Annotated in this window: 15 protein-coding genes; 3 read left to right on the top strand and 12 right to left on the bottom strand. The window is 53.9% G+C overall.

The window, feature by feature from the left end; genetic code table 11:
* Positions 1-5: 5 nt before the first annotated feature.
* The 6 genes from OEV49_03290 to OEV49_03265 form a co-directional block, all read right to left on the bottom strand.
* Entirely contained in the window at positions 6-818 is an 813-nt protein-coding gene (locus OEV49_03290; protein MDH3890084.1) for a class I SAM-dependent methyltransferase, read from the bottom strand.
* On the bottom strand, positions 799-1,200 hold the full coding sequence (locus OEV49_03285; GenBank protein ID MDH3890083.1) for a hypothetical protein: 402 nt from the start codon (positions 1,198-1,200) through the stop codon (positions 799-801). Before OEV49_03285 ends, OEV49_03290 begins: the two co-directional genes overlap by 20 nt.
* Before the next feature lie 105 nt (positions 1,201-1,305).
* Entirely contained in the window at positions 1,306-2,046 is a 741-nt protein-coding gene (locus tag OEV49_03280) for a ribonuclease Z (GenBank protein ID MDH3890082.1), read from the bottom strand.
* A 5-nt stretch (positions 2,047-2,051) separates the two neighbouring features.
* On the bottom strand, positions 2,052-3,440 hold the full coding sequence (locus OEV49_03275; GenBank protein MDH3890081.1) for an MATE family efflux transporter: 1,389 nt from the start codon (positions 3,438-3,440) through the stop codon (positions 2,052-2,054).
* Between the two features lie 108 nt (positions 3,441-3,548).
* Positions 3,549-3,914 (bottom strand): PilZ domain-containing protein, encoded by a 366-nt coding sequence (locus OEV49_03270; GenBank protein MDH3890080.1) that lies wholly within the window; start codon positions 3,912-3,914, stop codon positions 3,549-3,551.
* Between the two features lie 208 nt (positions 3,915-4,122).
* Positions 4,123-5,211 (bottom strand): cysteine synthase family protein, encoded by a 1,089-nt coding sequence (locus OEV49_03265; protein MDH3890079.1) that lies wholly within the window; start codon positions 5,209-5,211, stop codon positions 4,123-4,125.
* 1,025 nt (positions 5,212-6,236) lie between these two features.
* Between OEV49_03265 and OEV49_03260 the strand changes: the two genes are divergently transcribed.
* Positions 6,237-6,950: a hypothetical protein gene (locus OEV49_03260; GenBank protein ID MDH3890078.1), complete on the top strand. Its 714-nt coding sequence runs from the start codon at positions 6,237-6,239 to the stop codon at positions 6,948-6,950.
* Positions 6,951-7,259: 309 nt separating this feature from the next.
* The gene (locus tag OEV49_03255; GenBank protein ID MDH3890077.1) at positions 7,260-9,203 is read left to right on the top strand and encodes a multiheme c-type cytochrome; all 1,944 of its coding nucleotides are present in this window, start codon (positions 7,260-7,262) and stop codon (positions 9,201-9,203) included.
* A 243-nt stretch (positions 9,204-9,446) separates the two neighbouring features.
* Here the strand turns inward: OEV49_03255 and OEV49_03250 are convergent, their stop codons facing one another.
* The 6 genes from OEV49_03250 to OEV49_03225 all read right to left on the bottom strand — a co-directional run bounded on the left by OEV49_03250 (position 9,447) and on the right by OEV49_03225 (position 14,697).
* Complete coding sequence (locus tag OEV49_03250) at positions 9,447-9,968, bottom strand: rubrerythrin family protein (GenBank protein ID MDH3890076.1); 522 nt, start codon at positions 9,966-9,968, stop codon at positions 9,447-9,449.
* A 135-nt stretch (positions 9,969-10,103) separates the two neighbouring features.
* A complete protein-coding gene (locus OEV49_03245; GenBank protein MDH3890075.1) occupies positions 10,104-11,282 on the bottom strand; it encodes a hypothetical protein in 1,179 nt (392 codons plus the stop codon).
* Between the two features lie 123 nt (positions 11,283-11,405).
* The gene (locus tag OEV49_03240; protein ID MDH3890074.1) at positions 11,406-12,506 is read right to left on the bottom strand and encodes an aminopeptidase; all 1,101 of its coding nucleotides are present in this window, start codon (positions 12,504-12,506) and stop codon (positions 11,406-11,408) included.
* Positions 12,507-12,575: 69 nt separating this feature from the next.
* Complete coding sequence (locus OEV49_03235) at positions 12,576-13,076, bottom strand: methylated-DNA--[protein]-cysteine S-methyltransferase (GenBank protein ID MDH3890073.1); 501 nt, start codon at positions 13,074-13,076, stop codon at positions 12,576-12,578.
* A 186-nt stretch (positions 13,077-13,262) separates the two neighbouring features.
* The gene (locus OEV49_03230) at positions 13,263-13,916 is read right to left on the bottom strand and encodes an HAD family hydrolase (protein ID MDH3890072.1); all 654 of its coding nucleotides are present in this window, start codon (positions 13,914-13,916) and stop codon (positions 13,263-13,265) included.
* A 1-nt stretch (position 13,917) separates the two neighbouring features.
* Positions 13,918-14,697: a hypothetical protein gene (locus tag OEV49_03225; GenBank protein MDH3890071.1), complete on the bottom strand. Its 780-nt coding sequence runs from the start codon at positions 14,695-14,697 to the stop codon at positions 13,918-13,920.
* Between the two features lie 358 nt (positions 14,698-15,055).
* Between OEV49_03225 and OEV49_03220 the strand changes: the two genes are divergently transcribed.
* On the top strand, positions 15,056-16,867 hold the full coding sequence (locus OEV49_03220) for a S41 family peptidase (GenBank protein ID MDH3890070.1): 1,812 nt from the start codon (positions 15,056-15,058) through the stop codon (positions 16,865-16,867).
* The last annotated feature ends 317 nt before the right edge of the window (positions 16,868-17,184 follow it).

Raw genomic sequence — 17,184 nt, 5'->3', positions numbered from 1 at the left:
CGCTCCTATTCCTTCTGTGCCATAATCGCAAAGTACTTCTGAACATGCTTTACCATGTGCTCCTCGGTCCCCGGTTCCGGGTTTGACAGATGATAATGGTGTCGCGGGTCCTCCCAGACACCGTCAATTCTGAATCCAAGTTCACAAAGACCGTTGAACACATCGGATAGGTGATGGCGGAACTCTCTTCCATCAGCCTCCACCATCTCGCCACCGAAATAGATGCCCTTGACAACGTAACCGTCATCGCACACAGTTGTATCATCCACAACCTGCGTTGCTGCCAGGCAATGGCCGACTCGATAGCAACCGCCCGGTTTCAGAACGCGACTAACCTCACGGTAGACTTCGCGAACATCAGGCACGAATACGATTGAGATCGCTTGATAGACCAGGTCGAATGAAACGTCCTCGAACGCTGACAAATCACGCATGTCCCCCTGGATTGTCGTGGCATGGTAGCCGTGATGGGAAGCCGCTTCCCGATCGGCGGCCAACTGCTCATCGGTCAAATCAAGTATTGTCACATCGGCACCCAGCAATCCGAACACAGCCGACTGCTGACCGCCACCGGTAGCCAGACAAAGAACTTTCTTCCCTGCAACCGCTTCCAACACTCGGCGTGGATACACATACATGTACGGCCTTGGCAGTACTTCGATACGCCCTTCAACGAAGTCCTCCAGCAGGTCCCTTTTCAGGTCCAGCCAGGGAGTTGTGTATTGGTCGTTGTCGCCGGCCCAACTCTTCCACAACGCCTTGTTAACCTGGGCTATGTCATCGCGCTCGTTCACGGTGTCAGTCCTTCGGCGTTTCATAATAAAAGCGACTCTTGGCGCACTCTTCATAGCTGTCGGATAAGAGCTTGCCTTCAACGCCCACATTATCATAGGGATGCTCACACAGATGGATGACCGGTAACCAGTGCGTATGTCCGACACATTGGGTGAACGCCTGAGACAGAGTTGCTGCCAGTTTCTGTTTGACGGATCGTTTCAATCGCGGGCTGTACAGCAGAAAGTGCAGATACGGTCGCGTGTCTCCGCCGTCCCACAGCGTGCCGCCTGCGGATGCCGTGCCCGGTTCGTATTCGCGAAAATGAACGCCGAATATCTCAGCCGGAAAGCCGGAGGCTGCCGCGAAGGCTTCCGTCAGCTTGTCGGCCAGTTGCACCTTCGTCTCCCTGTCGACCTTCGGCATTGCTATCTCAAGACAAGGCATATTGATCACTCCATTCAATGGTTGGGTGCAATATACAGGCTGTCGTAACAAATGGAAGTGAAATGATCGAGGCCGTTGCCCAGGCTACGGATATTTCCTGATCCGATGTACCAGTATATGGTGCTTGGCCAGTTTCCCCAGCTCTGAAGCCAGCCGTTCCGACAGGTGGACATTTCGCAACGCTTCCTGGGCCACATCGTAACCATCGCTGTAAGTTGCTTCGATTATAGCCAGGTCGGCATCTTTAACCAATGCTTCCAGGTCGGCATTGCTGCCGGTGTCACCGCTGATCGCTACTGTCTCGTCGGCGGACGATATTCGGTAGCCATTGGCCGGGATTGGCGCCATTACGCCGGAGCCAGAGACGCTTCCACAGTGGATGACATCGAATGCTTCGATAGTCATACCTGCGCAGCCAAATGTCTCGCGGTCGCCAAGTTCGTGGATGTTCACACGAAAGGGAATTGAGTCGGGGTAACTGCGGTGGAAGTTTTCGACGATTCCGAGCATCTCCGTACAGTTCTTTGGTGCGATCACTTCAAGCGGTTGGTCACGTCCCACCATACGCAGGTATCCCAAAAGCGAGTGCAAACCTCCGACATGATCGAAGTGGCCGTGTGTGATAACAACTCCCGTAACGCCTCGTGGATTCAGCCCTTCGGTCAGCATATCACGCAGTGTTCCATCGCCGACATCCACCAGCAAACCGCCGCTTCCGCTATCTATCCAGATTTGCTGTGCCACCCCCGCGGCGGTAAAGAGGACTTGTACCGAGAGGTCGTTCCCGCGCCAGTGGGTATCGGGGTTGTCTGACATCCTGTTCATACCCCCTACACCTTAACTGTCAGCCAGCGTCCCCGCCGGTAATAAATGTAGAAAACTACCGAGATAAGGGCGCCGGCAATACTGATCGTCCACCATATAGCTCTTTGATCAAATCCCAAAATGTTGGTAAACAAAAGAATAGGACCAACCTGAAACACCCAGGCGTGAATGATGTCCATGACCATAGCCGGGGTGTTGAGTCCGACGCCGAGATGAATCTCCTCGATCATCATATAGCCGCCGAAGAACGGCAGGCCGAGCGCCATGATTTTCAGCATGGTGACTCCGTAACTGATGGTCACTTCGTTTTCGAAGAACATTTGCATAATAGGACGGGCAAACAGAAACGATACGGCGCCGAAAAACACCATGGTGCCGATCCCCAACAGCACCGCCTGGTCGGCCGTTTTCTTGGCCCGCTTTAGCTTTCCGCCACCCATGTTGTGGCCTATCAAGGCCGACAAACCCAGACCGATGCCCACAAGGATCATGATACCGAAATGGGTAACCTGGTTGCCTACCCCATAGGCCGCGACCACCTCGGTGCCGAACACCGCGATCAACGGCGTGATCACCAGCCGGGCGCTGGAGAACGACATCGACCCCAGCCAGGCCGGAATACCTATTTTAAGCATCTTCCACATCGACTCAAATGACACCGGGACTCTGCCGCTCAGGGTCAGCCTCACATTGGTGTGACCCCCATACATCAAAAACAGACCGACGGCAAAAGTAATGGAGTATGCGATTACCGAAGCCCACGCTGCACCCTCAATACCCATCGCCGGCAGTCCGAACCAACCGAACATCATAATCGGATCGAGCACCATGTTGAGTCCGTTGGAGGCCACCATGAGGATCATCGCCATGGCCGGGTTGGCCACCGAGCGCATGGCGGTGTAACATGAAAAAGTGGCATACATGATGCCCATCCCCAGAAACATGATCCGCCCATAGACGGTCCCGGCTGCGAGCGCTTCCCCTCGTGCACCCAGAAGATAGAGCATGTAATGAACCGTGAAAAAGCCGACAACACCAAAGATCAACCCAAAAAAGAGCTTGAGCAACAGCGTTTCCTTGATCGCTTTCTCGGTACGGTGATACGCTTGTTCACCATAGCGCCGCGAAATAATCGCCACCGAGCCGGGTCCGACCAATTGGTTGAACGAAAAAAAGAACCAGAGTATGGTGGCAAAAAAAGTGACCGCCGCCACCCCTGTCTCTTTTATGGGTAACTTGGAAACCCAATAGGTGTCCACCAACGAATAAACGTTCTGGCTCAAAAAACCGAACATCGACGGCAACCCCATTTTGAGGATGGACCCTATTATGGAGCCTTCGGTGTAATCGGCCCGCTTCTTCTTTGCGGTGTCGGTCAGGTTGACTTTTGTCACGGAGGCAAAGGTAGTCAATAGGCAGCAGCTGTCAAAGCGATATCGCTCAGACGGCTGAAAACGTGATGTGAGTGCGCTCTGATTGGTGGTCGGCGGAGGTCGATCGAACTAAGGCGTGTTGTGCGCGACCTTCTGCTCGGACATTAGCTGAAGCATAACATAAGTCAAAAGATCCTGGTCTTGTTCCGAGATATTTCTTAGCCTGTATCCAGATTCATACCAACCGCGGGTAGTGTCTTTCTTGCACCAAACGCATTCAGCGTCAAAAACGAATTCATCGCAATCGAGAATAACTCGGGGCAATTCAACACGGCACTTTGCAGTTGTTGATATCTCGACTGGTTCCCTGGTGATTATCATGGCGCCTTCCGGCGTCAGGTTGGCCAGTCCACCGATGTGTTCATCTGTTTCCCGATTGAAGACCATCAGCAGGTCCTCGGTTTCGTATCTGGGGTATTTTCGCGTTTCGGACATAATTACCCTCCTGGGGGCTTAAAGTCACAGAGCATCCTACCATATCAAAATCGGCAGAAAGTCGTATTCCTAAAGGGACGAATCGACCCACAATCGCCATGAATTGCGACGCGCTGCAATTACGCTAACCGACTGCACTAAAATATGTTACAAGCCTAAGCCGAACAATGACTTTAGGTCATGCAAAGTACCCGGCGGTACAGGTAAGTTAATTTGAAGAAGCGAACCGGGGCTGTGCCAGCATCTGGTTGCAGTCGGGATAATCGCAGCAGGTATTACACACTCGCTTGTGTGAATCGAAGCCGAGCAGTTCGATCTCCGGGGCCAGGTAGCCGTCACGCACCGGTTCTTTGCGAAGAAGATCAGTGCTGAGATACTTCTTGTTGCTGTCGGCAAAAAGCGTGACTACGATCGTTTCGGGCGACATTCGTTCCTGCACTTTGAGCGCCGCGATGAAATTCGCCCCGGACGAGATACCCACGGCCAGCCCTAACTGCGCAGCCAGTTTCTGAGCCATGATAATGGCATCACCGTCGTGAACGTCTATGATCTCATCGAGAAAATCCAAATCCAGAATCGAGGGAATGAATTCATCTGAGATGCCTTGAATTCGATGCTGTCCAATCTTGTGACCGGTGCGCAAAGTAGGTGATTCAGCCGGTTCCATCGGGTGAGCTTTGATATCTTCCGATTGCGCCTTCAGGAAACTGCCCACCCCCATAATACTGCCACCCGTCCCCACGCCGGCCACGAAGGCGTCCGGTTTAAGCTGCATGAAATGAAGTTGCCACCATAGTTCCGGACCGGTCGTCTCAGCGTGCGCTTCGATATTGTCCTTGTTTGAAAACTGACAGGGAAGAAAACTGTCCGGATTCTCTTGGGCCAGCTTCTCGGCCATCTCAATACTCCCCAGAAAGCCACCCTCCTGCCGGGTGACCGGACGAATAACAGCGCCAAGGCTTTCGATCAAGGCCACCCTCTCACGGCTCATCCAATCGGGCATGAAAATCGTCACCGGATGGCCCAGCGCCCGACCGATTCCCGCAAACGATATTCCGGTATTGCCAGAGGTCGCTTCGATGATCGTCTGTCCCTTTCGCAGCTTCCCCTTCTCATAGGCTCGCTTGAGAATATGCAACGCCATCCTGTCCTTGATGCTGCCGGTCATGTTCATGTGCTCGGCCTTGACAAAAAGGCGACGACGGCTGCCTTTGAACTCGAAGGAAATCTCCAGAAGTGGAGTGTTGCCTACCAGATGGCTGAGCGACTGGAATCTACAGTCAGTCTCCGTTTTCATCTGTCAATCCTTCGTTTCACGGCAGCTAAGATAAAAAGAATTGACCATCTGTCAACTAGAACCGCCGATCTACGGTTGGAATAGCGCCGGACTGTCACCCCGAGCGGAGTCGAGGGGTGCACACGCCATACACTCTTTGCTTTGGGTGGCCGACTCAAACCTTGTTTGGGTCGGGTTACTGCCGGATTCACCCCCAAGCAAGGCTTGAGGGTGCCACTCTAACACATTTGGTGCGTGGTGTACGTCCTCGTGCGCCACGCGGGGCGGTGTCGGGTCACACCCACGCCTTCGGCGAGTCCAAGACCCGACACAACGGTACAGGGTGCAGACGGGGCCAGCTGCCACCCCCGGAAAGGATTCGCCGTAGCAGGTTTGCGCGTTTAGGGTTATGGCAGATTGGGTTCGTTTTGGGTACTTTTGTTTTTTGTGCTAAGTGACCTCCTCGTGCTTTGCGAATCTGGGACCTTACCCTTACCGAGACGGTCATGGTTTTGCGCAGGAATTGCCGGGAAATAGCAAGCACAGTCACCCCGAGCGGAGTCGAGGGGCGCTTACCACTAATACTTGACAGAAGAGACCACAACATCTTATAGTACAACCCTGTAGTACGAACGACATTGGGATGCGACTTTGCAACTAATCCAAGGGAGTTCTACATAAGTGGCAGATAGAGGACCTAATAAGGCAATTGTGGGCGGGGCTCGCGCAGCGGTGCTTTGGCAGAGTCACTTGGGATAGGCTTGAGGGGAAAAGTAGGTCGAAACCCCTGTGGTTTCGACATCCCGCGCTTCGCGGGATTCTTTGCTCTGGTGACCTCAATTGTCGAAACCTCGTCCTTCGACTGCGCTCAGGACGACCCCTTCGGGACAGGAGTCCTGACCTACGATATAGAAGAGGCCACAAGAGAAGACGAGATTGCCGCGTCGCTTCGCTCCTGGCAATGACGACCGCCAGCCCGCTCCCACATTTCCCCCACAACTTTGGTGTAGAATGTATCTGCAGACTGTTCTGAAAAGGATAGGTCTATGGCGGCGAGTAAGAGACAAATTGCGTCCAACAGGCGGAATGCTCAAAAATCGACCGGGCCGGTCACGCCCGAAGGGAAGTTGGTGGCCAGTCGAAACGCAATCAAGCACGGGCTTCATGCCTGTGATGCGATTCTCAAATCGGCTCACCTGACCGAGGATAGAGAACAGTATGAAGTACTAGTTGACTCGCTGGTGGAGGAGCTTAAACCGGTAGGTATCCTTCAGGAACATCTCGTGCTGAAAATCATCAACGCGATGTGGCGTTATCGACGTGTTATCAATGCCGAAACCTCACGTATCAACCGTCAGTTGGAAGATGCCGCCGATGATATCGAACGTGGCAACTTTTTCGGATTCCAGGGCGATGCCGATGAGATCGATGATGAAACTGTCGCGCAACATAACGCGAATCTTGTCGGTTCCAAGTCTGTGCCGGGGGAGTCGTTTCGCAAGAGTCTGATGTTCTATGAGATGCGTCTTGATCGGCAATTGACGCGGGCGATTCGGCTGCTGCAACGGTTGCAGGAGAAGATGGATTCCGGGTCAAAGCCCGGAATGACAGAGACGGAGAAGATGGATTCCGGTGCAGGTCACCCCTCGACTCCGCTCGGGGTGAAAAGTGATGAGGGGGACCCTTCGACTGCGCTCAGGGTGACATCCATGAATCGTCCTTATGGGTTACGGGGGTGGCCGGGGCCACAGGAGTCCTGAACTGGCGTAGGCGAAGGCTGGTTTCTGGCCTTCGCCAGAATGACTAAGTAGAGAGAAGATGGACTCTGGCCTTCGCCAGAATGACTAAGTAGAGAGAAGATGGATTCCCACCTTCGCAGATAACTAAACTGGGTTCATGCTTCGACTCCGCTCAGCATGAGGTTGTGCCGCCTTGCCTGACCGACAATGACATTGCCTTTTCTGGCTTTTCCCCTATATTAACAGGATGAAGAACAGTCGCCCGAGACACTGTTTCGAGTAGCTCGGGGAGTTTGGTTTTGCTGCGCGATATTAAGCTGAGAGGTGCCTGTGCGTGTAGTTGCCAAGACAATAGCACTACTGATCGTCGGGGGAGCGCTGATGGCGTGGGCACAAGTGCCTACCACCATAGACGATTTCTTCTTGCCGGGATCACAGCCGGGTGAGACTGGCAATCTTGAAACACCGGACAAATGCGATAACTGTCACGGCGGTTATGACCCGACCGTAGAACAGGCCTTCGTCTGGCGCGGCAGCATGATGTCGCAAGCTATGCGAGACCCGCTGTTTCTGGCCACGATGACGATCGCCAATCAGGATGCTCCGGAAAGCGGCGATCTGTGTATTCGCTGTCACACACCTCAAGGTTGGCTGGAGGGTCGCTCGATACCCACCGATGGATCGGCTCTTACTGCAAGCGACCGGGAAGGAGTTACATGCGATTTCTGCCACAAGCTGGTGACACCGTCGCCGGTGGGCGTGAATCCGTACCCCAACGATTCCGCCTATAACGCAGAAACATTCGCCGCAGATCAAAACTACCTGGCCACCATGAGTACCATCCCGACGCATGCTGCCAACGGCATGTACATCACAGATTCCGACAATTCCAAACGCGGCCCGTATGTCGAGGCTGAGGCACGGCATCAGTATCTTTACTCTCCCCTGCATCCTTCGTCGGCATTATGCGGAACCTGCCACGATGTCAGTAATCCTGCCTTCACGCGGGACAGTAGTGGCGCTTACGTTCCCAACACTTTCGGTTCACCCGCACCTGATTTTGATCCACGCAGTATGTTCCCGGTTGAGCGCACCTACAGCGAATGGCTACACAGCGCCTACAACACGCCCGAAGGAGTCTATGCCCCACAGTTCGGCGGTAACAAAGACACGGTGAGGACGTGCCAGGATTGTCATCTTAAAGATGTCACCGGCGTTGGCTGCAACAAGAACGGCGCGCCGGAGCGCGACGATCTCCCGCTGCATGACATGACCGGCGGCAATACTTTCGTGCCTCTCATCATTGAGTCTGTCTTTCCCGGTGAGACAGACCCGGCGGCATTGGATGCTGGTATTGCGCGAGCGCGGGGTATGCTTCAGAAAGCAGCCAGTATGCAACTGACAGTTACGGAATCAGGCGACAGTCTCGCCTTGACAGTTCGTGTTGTGAATGAAACCGGTCACAAACTGCCATCGGGCTATCCGGAAGGGAGACGTATCTGGCTCAACATCCAGGTCTTCGACAGCAGCGACCAGTTGATCTATGAGTCAGGCGCCTACGACAGCACCACGGCAGTTCTGACCCACGATGCCGCGGCCAAAGTTTACGAGATCAAACCGGGTATCTCAAACAGTCTAAGCGGCATCATCGGCTTGCCCGCAGGTCCGTCATTTCACTTTGTGCTGAATGACACCGTGTATAGCGACAACCGCATTCCACCGCGCGGGTTTACCAATGTCGACTACACCACAATACAATCTCCTCCGGTAGCCTATAGTTATGCCGATGGACAATTCTGGGACGACACCGACTATATGATTTCTCCAGGCGCAGTCAGGATATTCGCGAAGCTTCTGTATCAGACTACGAGCAAGGAATACATCGAGTTCCTGCGCGACGAGAACGTGACCGATGACTGGGGTGATACTCTGTACAGCCTCTGGTCGACGTTTGGTATGTCGGCGCCGGAGGTCATGCTGTTCGATAGCTTGCTGGTCACACCGCCGAGTGAGACTTGCTGCGAAGACAGGCGTGGTAACGTGGACGGCATCATCGACGGCAATGTCGACATCGACATCGGCGATCTGGTTTGGTTAGTCGACTACATGTTCACAGGAGGGCCGGTTCCGCCGTGCACCGAAGAGGCCAACATCGACGGTAGTTGTTGTGCCGTCGGGACGGCTGAAAGCCTGTCCGACATTGATATCGCCGACCTGGTCACTCTTGTAGACTTCATGTTCACCGGTGGTCCACCGCCTGTGGATTGTCCGTAGATGCGGCACGAGAACCCGGTAGCGCCAGGGTCGCATCTCTGCGCCGAAGGTCCGCCGCAGGAGGGGTGCCCCATCCGCTTGCGGTGGGAGATTTGGGTGGTGTTTGCACGGGAGGCGTCGGGCGGGGTCGCCCAACGCCACCAAAGAAAAGCGACTTAATCAACCTGCCCCAAAGTCCGGGCCACGCCCATTGGCGGGTTCACGCCGCGGCGCGCAGGCGAAGACGGACCCGCCCTACGAAGACTAAAAATCCATATTGGCTGGCTCGAAATGCTCAAGTCCATGAGCGCAGCAGGGACACTTGCCCGGTGGCTCGGTGCCTTCATGAATGTATCCGCAGACCGAACATTTCCACTTGATCGGCTCGTCGCGCTTGTACACCGTCCCGGTCTTGACCATCTCAAGAAGCTTTCGGTACCGGTCTCGATGGTGGGCTTCGATCTTGGCGATCAGTTTGAATAGCGCCGCCGCTTTCTTGTTGCCCTCTTCGGCTGCTTCCTTGGCGAAAGTCGGATACATCTCGACTGTCTCGTAATGTTCACCCTCGGCGGCTGCCTGCAGGTTGGCGGCAGTGTCGCCGATTCCGTCGAGCAGGGCGAATTCGTCTTTGGCGTGACGCATCTCGTTGGCCGCTGTTTCTTCAAAAATCTTGGCGATATAGTGGTAGCCCTCTTTCTTGGCTACTTTCGCCCAGAATTGGTACTTGTTACGGGCCTGCGATTCACCGGCGAAGGCGGCTTTTAAGTTTTCCTCTGTCTTGCTCATTGTATTCCTCTCTGTCTATTGGCGACTGCTTCATGTTTTCAGTTTTTGGCGGGTTCACGCCGCGGCGCGCAGGCGAAGACGGACCCGCCCTACAGGATCAGGGTCTTTGGCGGGTTCGAGGCCCACCCTGCCGGACTATCGAGTAAACGTCATTGCCGAGTCGGTAAATATCCATAAACTGCTGTCGGATATGTGCCCTACCAAAGCATCGAACCTGAGTGTGGTTGCGTCGGTCATTTGAACAATTGCCGTCTTGAGCAAAAGGTCATGGTGATCCATCAGATGATATCCATGCACCTGCCCGTCGGGTTCTATCTGATCAAACCGGCGGTTCAAAGCACCATCGGTGACCGGCGTGAATTTGTAAGTTCCGGCTGGAAGAGCATGTACCGACGTCCCCATCGATATCACCTGCCTGGCGGCTTCCTGGTTGTGCCAGACCAAGGCCAAATGCGGATCCTCCGGGTAAGGACGAGGTGAATCCGGATTGAACCAGATTCCCTGGGCGGTCCCGGCAACATCCTGGGCGATCCATCCACATGGATAGTTGTCTCCGTGGACGGTGTCGCGCTGCATGATGGCGTAGAGTGATTCTTTGACGGCGCCGGGTGCATAATACTCAAGCGGACAGACGGCGTGGAGGTAGTTGCTGTTTGTCCAGGTCCCGGCCGCCGCCGCGGTAGCATGAGTCACACGGGTGTCATAGACTCCGATGTCCAGCGCTCCTTGACGAGGATTTCCTCCCGCTGTTCCGAGAATCGTGCCGGCCGAAAGGACTGTGTCGGCCGGTTTGCGCCACATTCGATAGGTCTCTCCCCCGGTTGTATATTCCTGCAATAAGGTAAAACCGGCGAAACCGGTAACATCGCCAAAAACCGATTGTTCGAGAGATGAAGCATGAGAGAACTCAAGTGTTACGCCAGACTGCAACTCAAAGCCAATTCGGTAATCGGTGATGTTGGCGCCAACGTGTTCAAAGGCGTTGATTTCAGTTAGCCGCAGATTTCCGGGGCAATATAAAGTCACCACGTGGGATCTGTAAGCGCCAGGGTCGGTGGGCAGGTACATGTAACAGTGGTCGGTAGGGAAAACGTGTCCACTGGGATTGAGATTGCCCAAGGGGACAAAACCGGTAACGGAGTCAATGGACAGTGGTGATACGGTGAGCAGAGTGTCGGCCGCGATGGTGTCGCCCGGGTTGGTTGAGTTGGTTGGAGATGTGTCCTCATCGCCGCATCTAATCAGGATCACACTCAACGACACCAACATCAGAGTGATAGTATCTCGACTTAGACCTGTTCTACAATACTTCACACTACTACCTGCCTGCCTCGCTCATTAAGACTTTTTGCCGCTCGACGGCGCTCAGGGTGACACGATCAAGCCGCCCATAAACGGGTTTCATGCGCATCGCGTGTCTGAATAGTCTGCGACCGGCTATATGGTGAACTTGCCGTTCTTGTAGATCACCTTGCCGTCGGCGGTGATCTGGCTGTTCTTCTTCAGATCGCAAACCATGTCCCAGTGTAAGGCACTTTGGTTCTTGCCGCCGGCCTCAGGGATACCCTGGCCAACCGCCAGGTGACAAGTGCCGCCAATCTTTTCATCAAAAAGAATGTTCTTCGAGAACCGTTTGATCTGGTAGTTGGTCCCGATGGCAAACTCGCCGAGGAAGCGCGCACCTTTATCCATGTTGAGCATGGCGGTCAAGTAGGCCTGGTTTTTTCCGGCCGACTCGGCGATCACTTTGCCTTTCTTGAACTCAAGCCGTACATCTTCGACTTCGCGTCCGCCGTAAACGGCCGGGAAGCTGTAGTGGATGTACCCCTCGGCAGTGTTCTCAATCGGGCTGGTAAACACTTCGCCATCCGGGAAATTTTCGGTCCCGGCACAGTTGATCCATTTGCGACCTTTGACGTCGAGTCTCAGGTCGGTGTCTTTGGCCTGCACATGAATCTTGCCGCATCGGTTGAGAATCTTAATCAAACGGGCCTGCTCTTTGGCCACTTTCTTCCAATGGGCCACCGGGTCCTTGGCAGTTATATGCCCTGCGCCATAGACGAAATCTTCGTAATCCGACAGCGACATCTCGGCTTCCTGCGCGTCGGCCAAAGTGGGAAACTGCGTACCCACCCAGCGCAGTTCACCGGCGGCAAACCGCTTGAAGAATGTCTGCATGATCGACTTGGAGGACAGGCGGTAAAGCGCCTGACGTTTGGGGTCGACTCCGGACATGTTCCGCGTGTTTTCCGAACCCCAGATGCCTACATAAGCATCAATCTTCTTGATCTCCATACTGGCCATCGGCGGCAGATACTTCAACTGCGCATCGCTGCCCAATTTCATCAAGGTCTCTTCGTTGTCCGACACTCTGATCTGAGTGATCGGGTGCGCGCCCACTTTGACTGCTTCTTTGAACACAGCCTTGATTAAGGGCAGCCCGGCCGTTTCACCGACGATTTTGACCAACTGTCCCTTTTTCAAGGCGATAGAATAGTGTACCAGTACTTTCGCCAGTTTTTCAATGCGCGGATCCATCTACAATCTCCAGTTCACAATCAGGTTCTATTTGCGTTGAGAACGATACACGAAAACGGGGTTACCCGTTTACATGCTTCCTTCCAGTTTCAACAGTTTCTTTTTCAGCGGTAGACCGCCACCGTAACCACCCAGACCGTTGGATGCCACTACTCGGTGGCACGGAATTACCAGCGGCAGGTTGTTTTTTGCATTGGCACTGCCGACGGCGCGAGCCGCACCAGGGCTGCCTATTGCATGGGCAATCTCACCATAGGTGCAGGTCTTGCCGTAAGGAATCCGTGACACCTGCTTGAGCGCCTTCTTCTGGAAGCTGGTGCCGATGATTTCCAGGGGCAGATCGAATTCGGCCAGTTTACCATCAAGGTAGGCAGTGATTTGCTTTTCGGCCTTCCGATTGATCTTGCCGCCCTGAGCCAGCGTGTGATCACCGAACAGGGTTGCGATTCTGTCTTCGTAGTACTTGCGGGACTCACTTGGCAGTGTGATCAAGACCAATTGTCCGGCGGTGGCAGCGGTACGCACAGTGCCTACACTTGTTTTGAACGAGTTTAGATACAACCTCTTCATGACGACCTCCGAAAAAGCAAACTTCCACACACAAGTCTGTGGGCGGCAGATGTCCTCATCGGCTCCTGTTTCGACTGCGCTTACCCTTCGACTGCGCTCAGGGTGACATGCGCCTGACTCTGAGGACGTACACCAGGCACAAGTTTTCGGTCCAGCCCAATCACAAGTTGTGCGTTCACTTCTTTTTCATCCTCCCTTGTTTTGATCCAGCCCCAACAACTGGGGTAACTGCCTAATGTCTTCGATATAGTGATCCGGTCGAGATGCAACCAGTTGATCGCTCTTGCCGTATGGAGATGCCACCGCCGTAACGGCCATCGGCACCGCCCTGGCTGCCAGGACGTCGTTGATGGTGTCGCCGACTACCATAGACTCGGACGGATGAGCGTTCAAGCGCTTAAGAGCAATGTGAAATATGGCCGGGTCCGGTTTGAATCGAACAGCTTCGTCCCCTCCGACCGATACATCGAAATAGTTCTGCCACCCCAGTTTCTCCACGATGCCATCGACATGCACTTTGATCTTGGTGGTAGCCACTGCCAACTTGAAATCAGTTTCATGCAACTGCGCCAACAGTTCCTCAACATGAGGCAAAGCTGTGGTCGAGGCCACCACTGTCTCGGCCGCCTTCACTTTGAAGTGCGCGTAGAGTTCTTGATATGGGGCCTCGGTGAAATCGGGATACATCTGTTCAAGTGGAAAGCCGATATAGGGCTTGATGACTTCGGGAGGTTGCTCAGTCTCGCCCATTCGGATGAGCGAATAGTTAACCGCTTCGACGACTCCATCGGATGAATCAATGAGGGTACCGTCGAGATCAAAGATCAGATGTTTGTACATATCAAAACAGCTTGTCTACTTTGCCGAGCAGTTGCGTCAACTGGACCTCGTACACGTTTTCAACCGATCCCAGGTTGACCGTTGCCACCAAGATAGAGTATCGCCCGGCCAGGGTCAACGGCCAATCTCCCCGCAGACTGATACCCAGCGGACCATCACGCACATCCGGAACGCCATCGACCACCAGCAATCCGTCGGCGATCACCACCTCCTCCGCGGGTAATCCGACGATGAGTCCGGTGCGACGACGGCCGCCGTCATCGACAAAGCGCACAATATCGAATCGCTCCGGGAAACTGTGCAGTATGGGCAGGTCGACAAAAGCTATATTGACCGTGTAGTCCAGCCTGTCCGCCTTGAGAATGTCGCCGGTGGCGAATCTGGGGTTGAGCCGGTTGTTCTGCATGGTATAGATTTCCGGTCTGTTGCGCCATCCAAAATTGAGCATCGCTGCCGGCGACACGACCTGATAAACCAAGCCGACTAACAGCATGATAATCATCGAGCGAGCGGAGCGATTCAACGAGGGACGTTTCAGCTTGACCGTGCGAGCCAGGTCCACAAAGGTGAAGGCATAGAAAAGAATGGGTAGCCACAATATCAGGAACTCGGCATACCAAGGCAAAGGAACAAAAAACACGGCCACATATAAAACCGATGCCAGCAGTGCAATCAGATAAATGAACAGCCCGAATGAGAACTCCCGCCAATAGAAATGGCCCAGCCCCGGTAAGAGGAGATTCAACAACCAGGCAAGAATGAGACTACTTGGGAACCGCATACGCTTTTATCATACGGGATTGTTCACGGAATGGACATTCTTTTTTGCCGAGGTTGCCGTCAATCAGGATAAACCGATAGACTTAAGTAGCTTAGTCCCGTTGGTCCTTTTCGGAGTCGAAAACGGCCCCTCGGATACTTGTTGCGATTTGTATAGCGCTTTGTTAAACATTTGAAAGGCAATGAATTGCCGGGAATCGACCGTCTCAATTAAACACGGCGGCAACCAAACCGGCGTGATAAGCGTATAAAGTTCAAAGAGATACACATCGTCCTCAACCGGCGTCTATCTTGACAAAGCACAACATAGTGTTATTTTGGTGTCGAGTTGAAGCGAGCACCCTGTTTTGGAGGTTTTGATGATTCGTTATAGCGTCATTTTGTTCGGAATTACGGTTTTCGCCCTCGTAGCTATTTGGCAGATTGGGTCCATCGAAGCCTCTCAGTCAAGTAACGACGAATCGGTGCTGTGGGCAGATACATCTCATATCAAAATAGAGTCCGGCAGCGACAATCCCAAGGAGTCACCCCGAAAAAAACGAGACAGCTTTCTCAAAGAAGTGAAAAAGCTCTCATCGACTGCCTTCAACATCCGGAATCAGTACATGGAAGAGGTCGACACCGACGAGATTATCAAGGCCGGGATTCGTGGCATGATGACCGACCTGGACAGGTACTCTGTCTTGCTGGAGCAGTCGTCGTATGAAGCCCTGATGGAATCCACTCACGGCAAGTACGAAGGTCTGGGTATGCAGATCGATTCTCGTGAGAACCGAATCATCATCATCACTCCCATCGAAGGGACGCCGGCCTACCGCAAAGGTCTGCGGGCCGGTGACATAATTTGGGAAATCGACGGCAAGTCCACCGAAGGGATGAAAACATCCGATGGCGCCAAACTGATGCGTGGTCAGGCCGGGACATCGGTCATTTTGACGATTAAGAGGGCGGGCATCGCCGACATGATGGAGTTTGAAGTTGATCGGGCCGTGATTGAATTGAAGTCGGTGCCCTACGCCGGAGTGATTCCAGGGACCACTATCGGGTATGTTCGTCTGTCGCGGTTTGCCGAAGAGACATCGCATGAATTGAGAGAAGCATTAGCCGACCTGAGCGATCAGAACGTCTCAGGTTTGATCTTCGACCTGCGCAGCAACGGCGGCGGGCTTCTGGATCAGGCCAAAGAAACGGCCGAACTGTTCCTGCAGGAAGGCCGTGAGATCGTTTACACCAAAGGTCGTTATGAATCCAGCGAACGGCATTTCTACTCCGAACGAGCGCCACTCTTCGCCGACAAACCGCTGGTGGTTCTGGTCAACGAAGGTACCGCCTCGGCCAGTGAGATTGTTGCCGGGGCCGTGCAGGACTGGGATCGCGGGCTGATTGTAGGCGCGCCGACCTACGGCAAGGGGCTGGTTCAGCAAATATTCCAGATTGCCAACGACGGCTCGATGGCCCTCAAGCTCACCACAGCCAAATACTATGTGCCGTCGGGACGCTGCATTCAGAAGCCGGAGAAACAGGCCAAGCGCGGTTCGCATGCCGACCAGATGCTGGCTGAGGAAGCTGAGAAAGAAGGCGATACGCTGGCCGTTACCGAAGAAGAAGATGTTTTCTATACCAACGGCGGTCGGATCGTCTATGGCGGTGGGGGGATCATTCCGGACACCGAGATTGAGTCGGACCTGTACAAACCGATCGAGATAAACCTGGAACGTAAGTCTTTGTTCTTTGATTTCGCCATCAAGTATGTGGCCGAGCATCCTGACATCAAACCGGGATTTGAAGTCACCGACGCGATGGTCAGTCAGTTTCGTGATTTCACGGTGGAAAACGAGTTCGAGTATAAGACCTCGCTGCAGGTTGCTTTGGAGGACCTTCGCGAAACGGTGGCGGAAGAAGAGTCAGAAGAATTGTTTGCGGGCAGCCTGGCCGACATGGACAAGCTGGTTGAGCAGGAAAAGAGTGAAGATTTCGAACGGTCCAGAGAGTACATCAAACGCTCGATCAAACGAGAGATTCTCTCCTCAATTGTGGGTCAGCGTGGTGTCTATGATGAACTGATTCTCAAAACCGACAAGACGGTGCTCAAAGCGGTTGAAATCCTCTCGACCCCGGGCCAGTATTCGGATATGATCAAACGCGGTCAGACCAAGGCCGAGCTTAACTGAGTCCGAACAACGTAGATACTTCCAAAGAGCGCCCTGGTGGGCGCTCTTTTTTTTTATGCGCAGGTAGGTCGAGACCCCTGGTCCGAAGGACCGCCGCAGGCGGGTTTCGACATCCGATGCAAGATAGTAGCTCGGGACCCGCCACCGTGTATCGTGACCCGCGCTATTGGGTGGCACCCTCAAAGCTTCTTTGGGGGTGACTCTTGCTCGTCTCCCGGCCCAGACAAGGTTTGAGGCGGCCACCAAGCGCTCGGCATGAAGCTGCAAATGTAGGCACTCTTGAAAAATCCTATAGCAAGCTGTGGGCCATCTCGTCA

It is taken from the genome of Candidatus Zixiibacteriota bacterium (assembly GCA_029860345.1).
Taxonomy (GTDB): domain Bacteria; phylum Zixibacteria; class MSB-5A5; order GN15; family FEB-12; genus JAJRTA01.
The sequence above is the reverse complement of the archived record's forward strand: the minus strand, read 5'-3'. Positions and strand labels throughout refer to the sequence as shown.

Bases quoted from the DNA above. Each gene is read 5' to 3' on its own strand.
- OEV49_03260 (MDH3890078.1), top strand. From the start codon at position 6,237: ATGGCGGCGAGTAAGAGACAAATTGCGTCCAACAGGCGGAATGCTCAA.
- OEV49_03290 (MDH3890084.1), bottom strand. From the start codon at position 818: ATGAAACGCCGAAGGACTGACACCGTGAACGAGCGCGATGACATAGCC.
- OEV49_03280 (MDH3890082.1), bottom strand. From the start codon at position 2,046: ATGAACAGGATGTCAGACAACCCCGATACCCACTGGCGCGGGAACGAC.
- OEV49_03265 (MDH3890079.1), bottom strand. From the start codon at position 5,211: ATGAAAACGGAGACTGACTGTAGATTCCAGTCGCTCAGCCATCTGGTA.
- OEV49_03235 (MDH3890073.1), bottom strand. From the start codon at position 13,076: ATGAAGAGGTTGTATCTAAACTCGTTCAAAACAAGTGTAGGCACTGTG.
- OEV49_03240 (MDH3890074.1), bottom strand. From the start codon at position 12,506: ATGGATCCGCGCATTGAAAAACTGGCGAAAGTACTGGTACACTATTCT.
- OEV49_03250 (MDH3890076.1), bottom strand. From the start codon at position 9,968: ATGAGCAAGACAGAGGAAAACTTAAAAGCCGCCTTCGCCGGTGAATCG.
- OEV49_03230 (MDH3890072.1), bottom strand. From the start codon at position 13,916: ATGTACAAACATCTGATCTTTGATCTCGACGGTACCCTCATTGATTCA.
- OEV49_03220 (MDH3890070.1), top strand. From the start codon at position 15,056: ATGATTCGTTATAGCGTCATTTTGTTCGGAATTACGGTTTTCGCCCTC.
- OEV49_03225 (MDH3890071.1), bottom strand. From the start codon at position 14,697: ATGCGGTTCCCAAGTAGTCTCATTCTTGCCTGGTTGTTGAATCTCCTC.
- OEV49_03285 (MDH3890083.1), bottom strand. From the start codon at position 1,200: ATGCCGAAGGTCGACAGGGAGACGAAGGTGCAACTGGCCGACAAGCTG.
- OEV49_03270 (MDH3890080.1), bottom strand. From the start codon at position 3,914: ATGTCCGAAACGCGAAAATACCCCAGATACGAAACCGAGGACCTGCTG.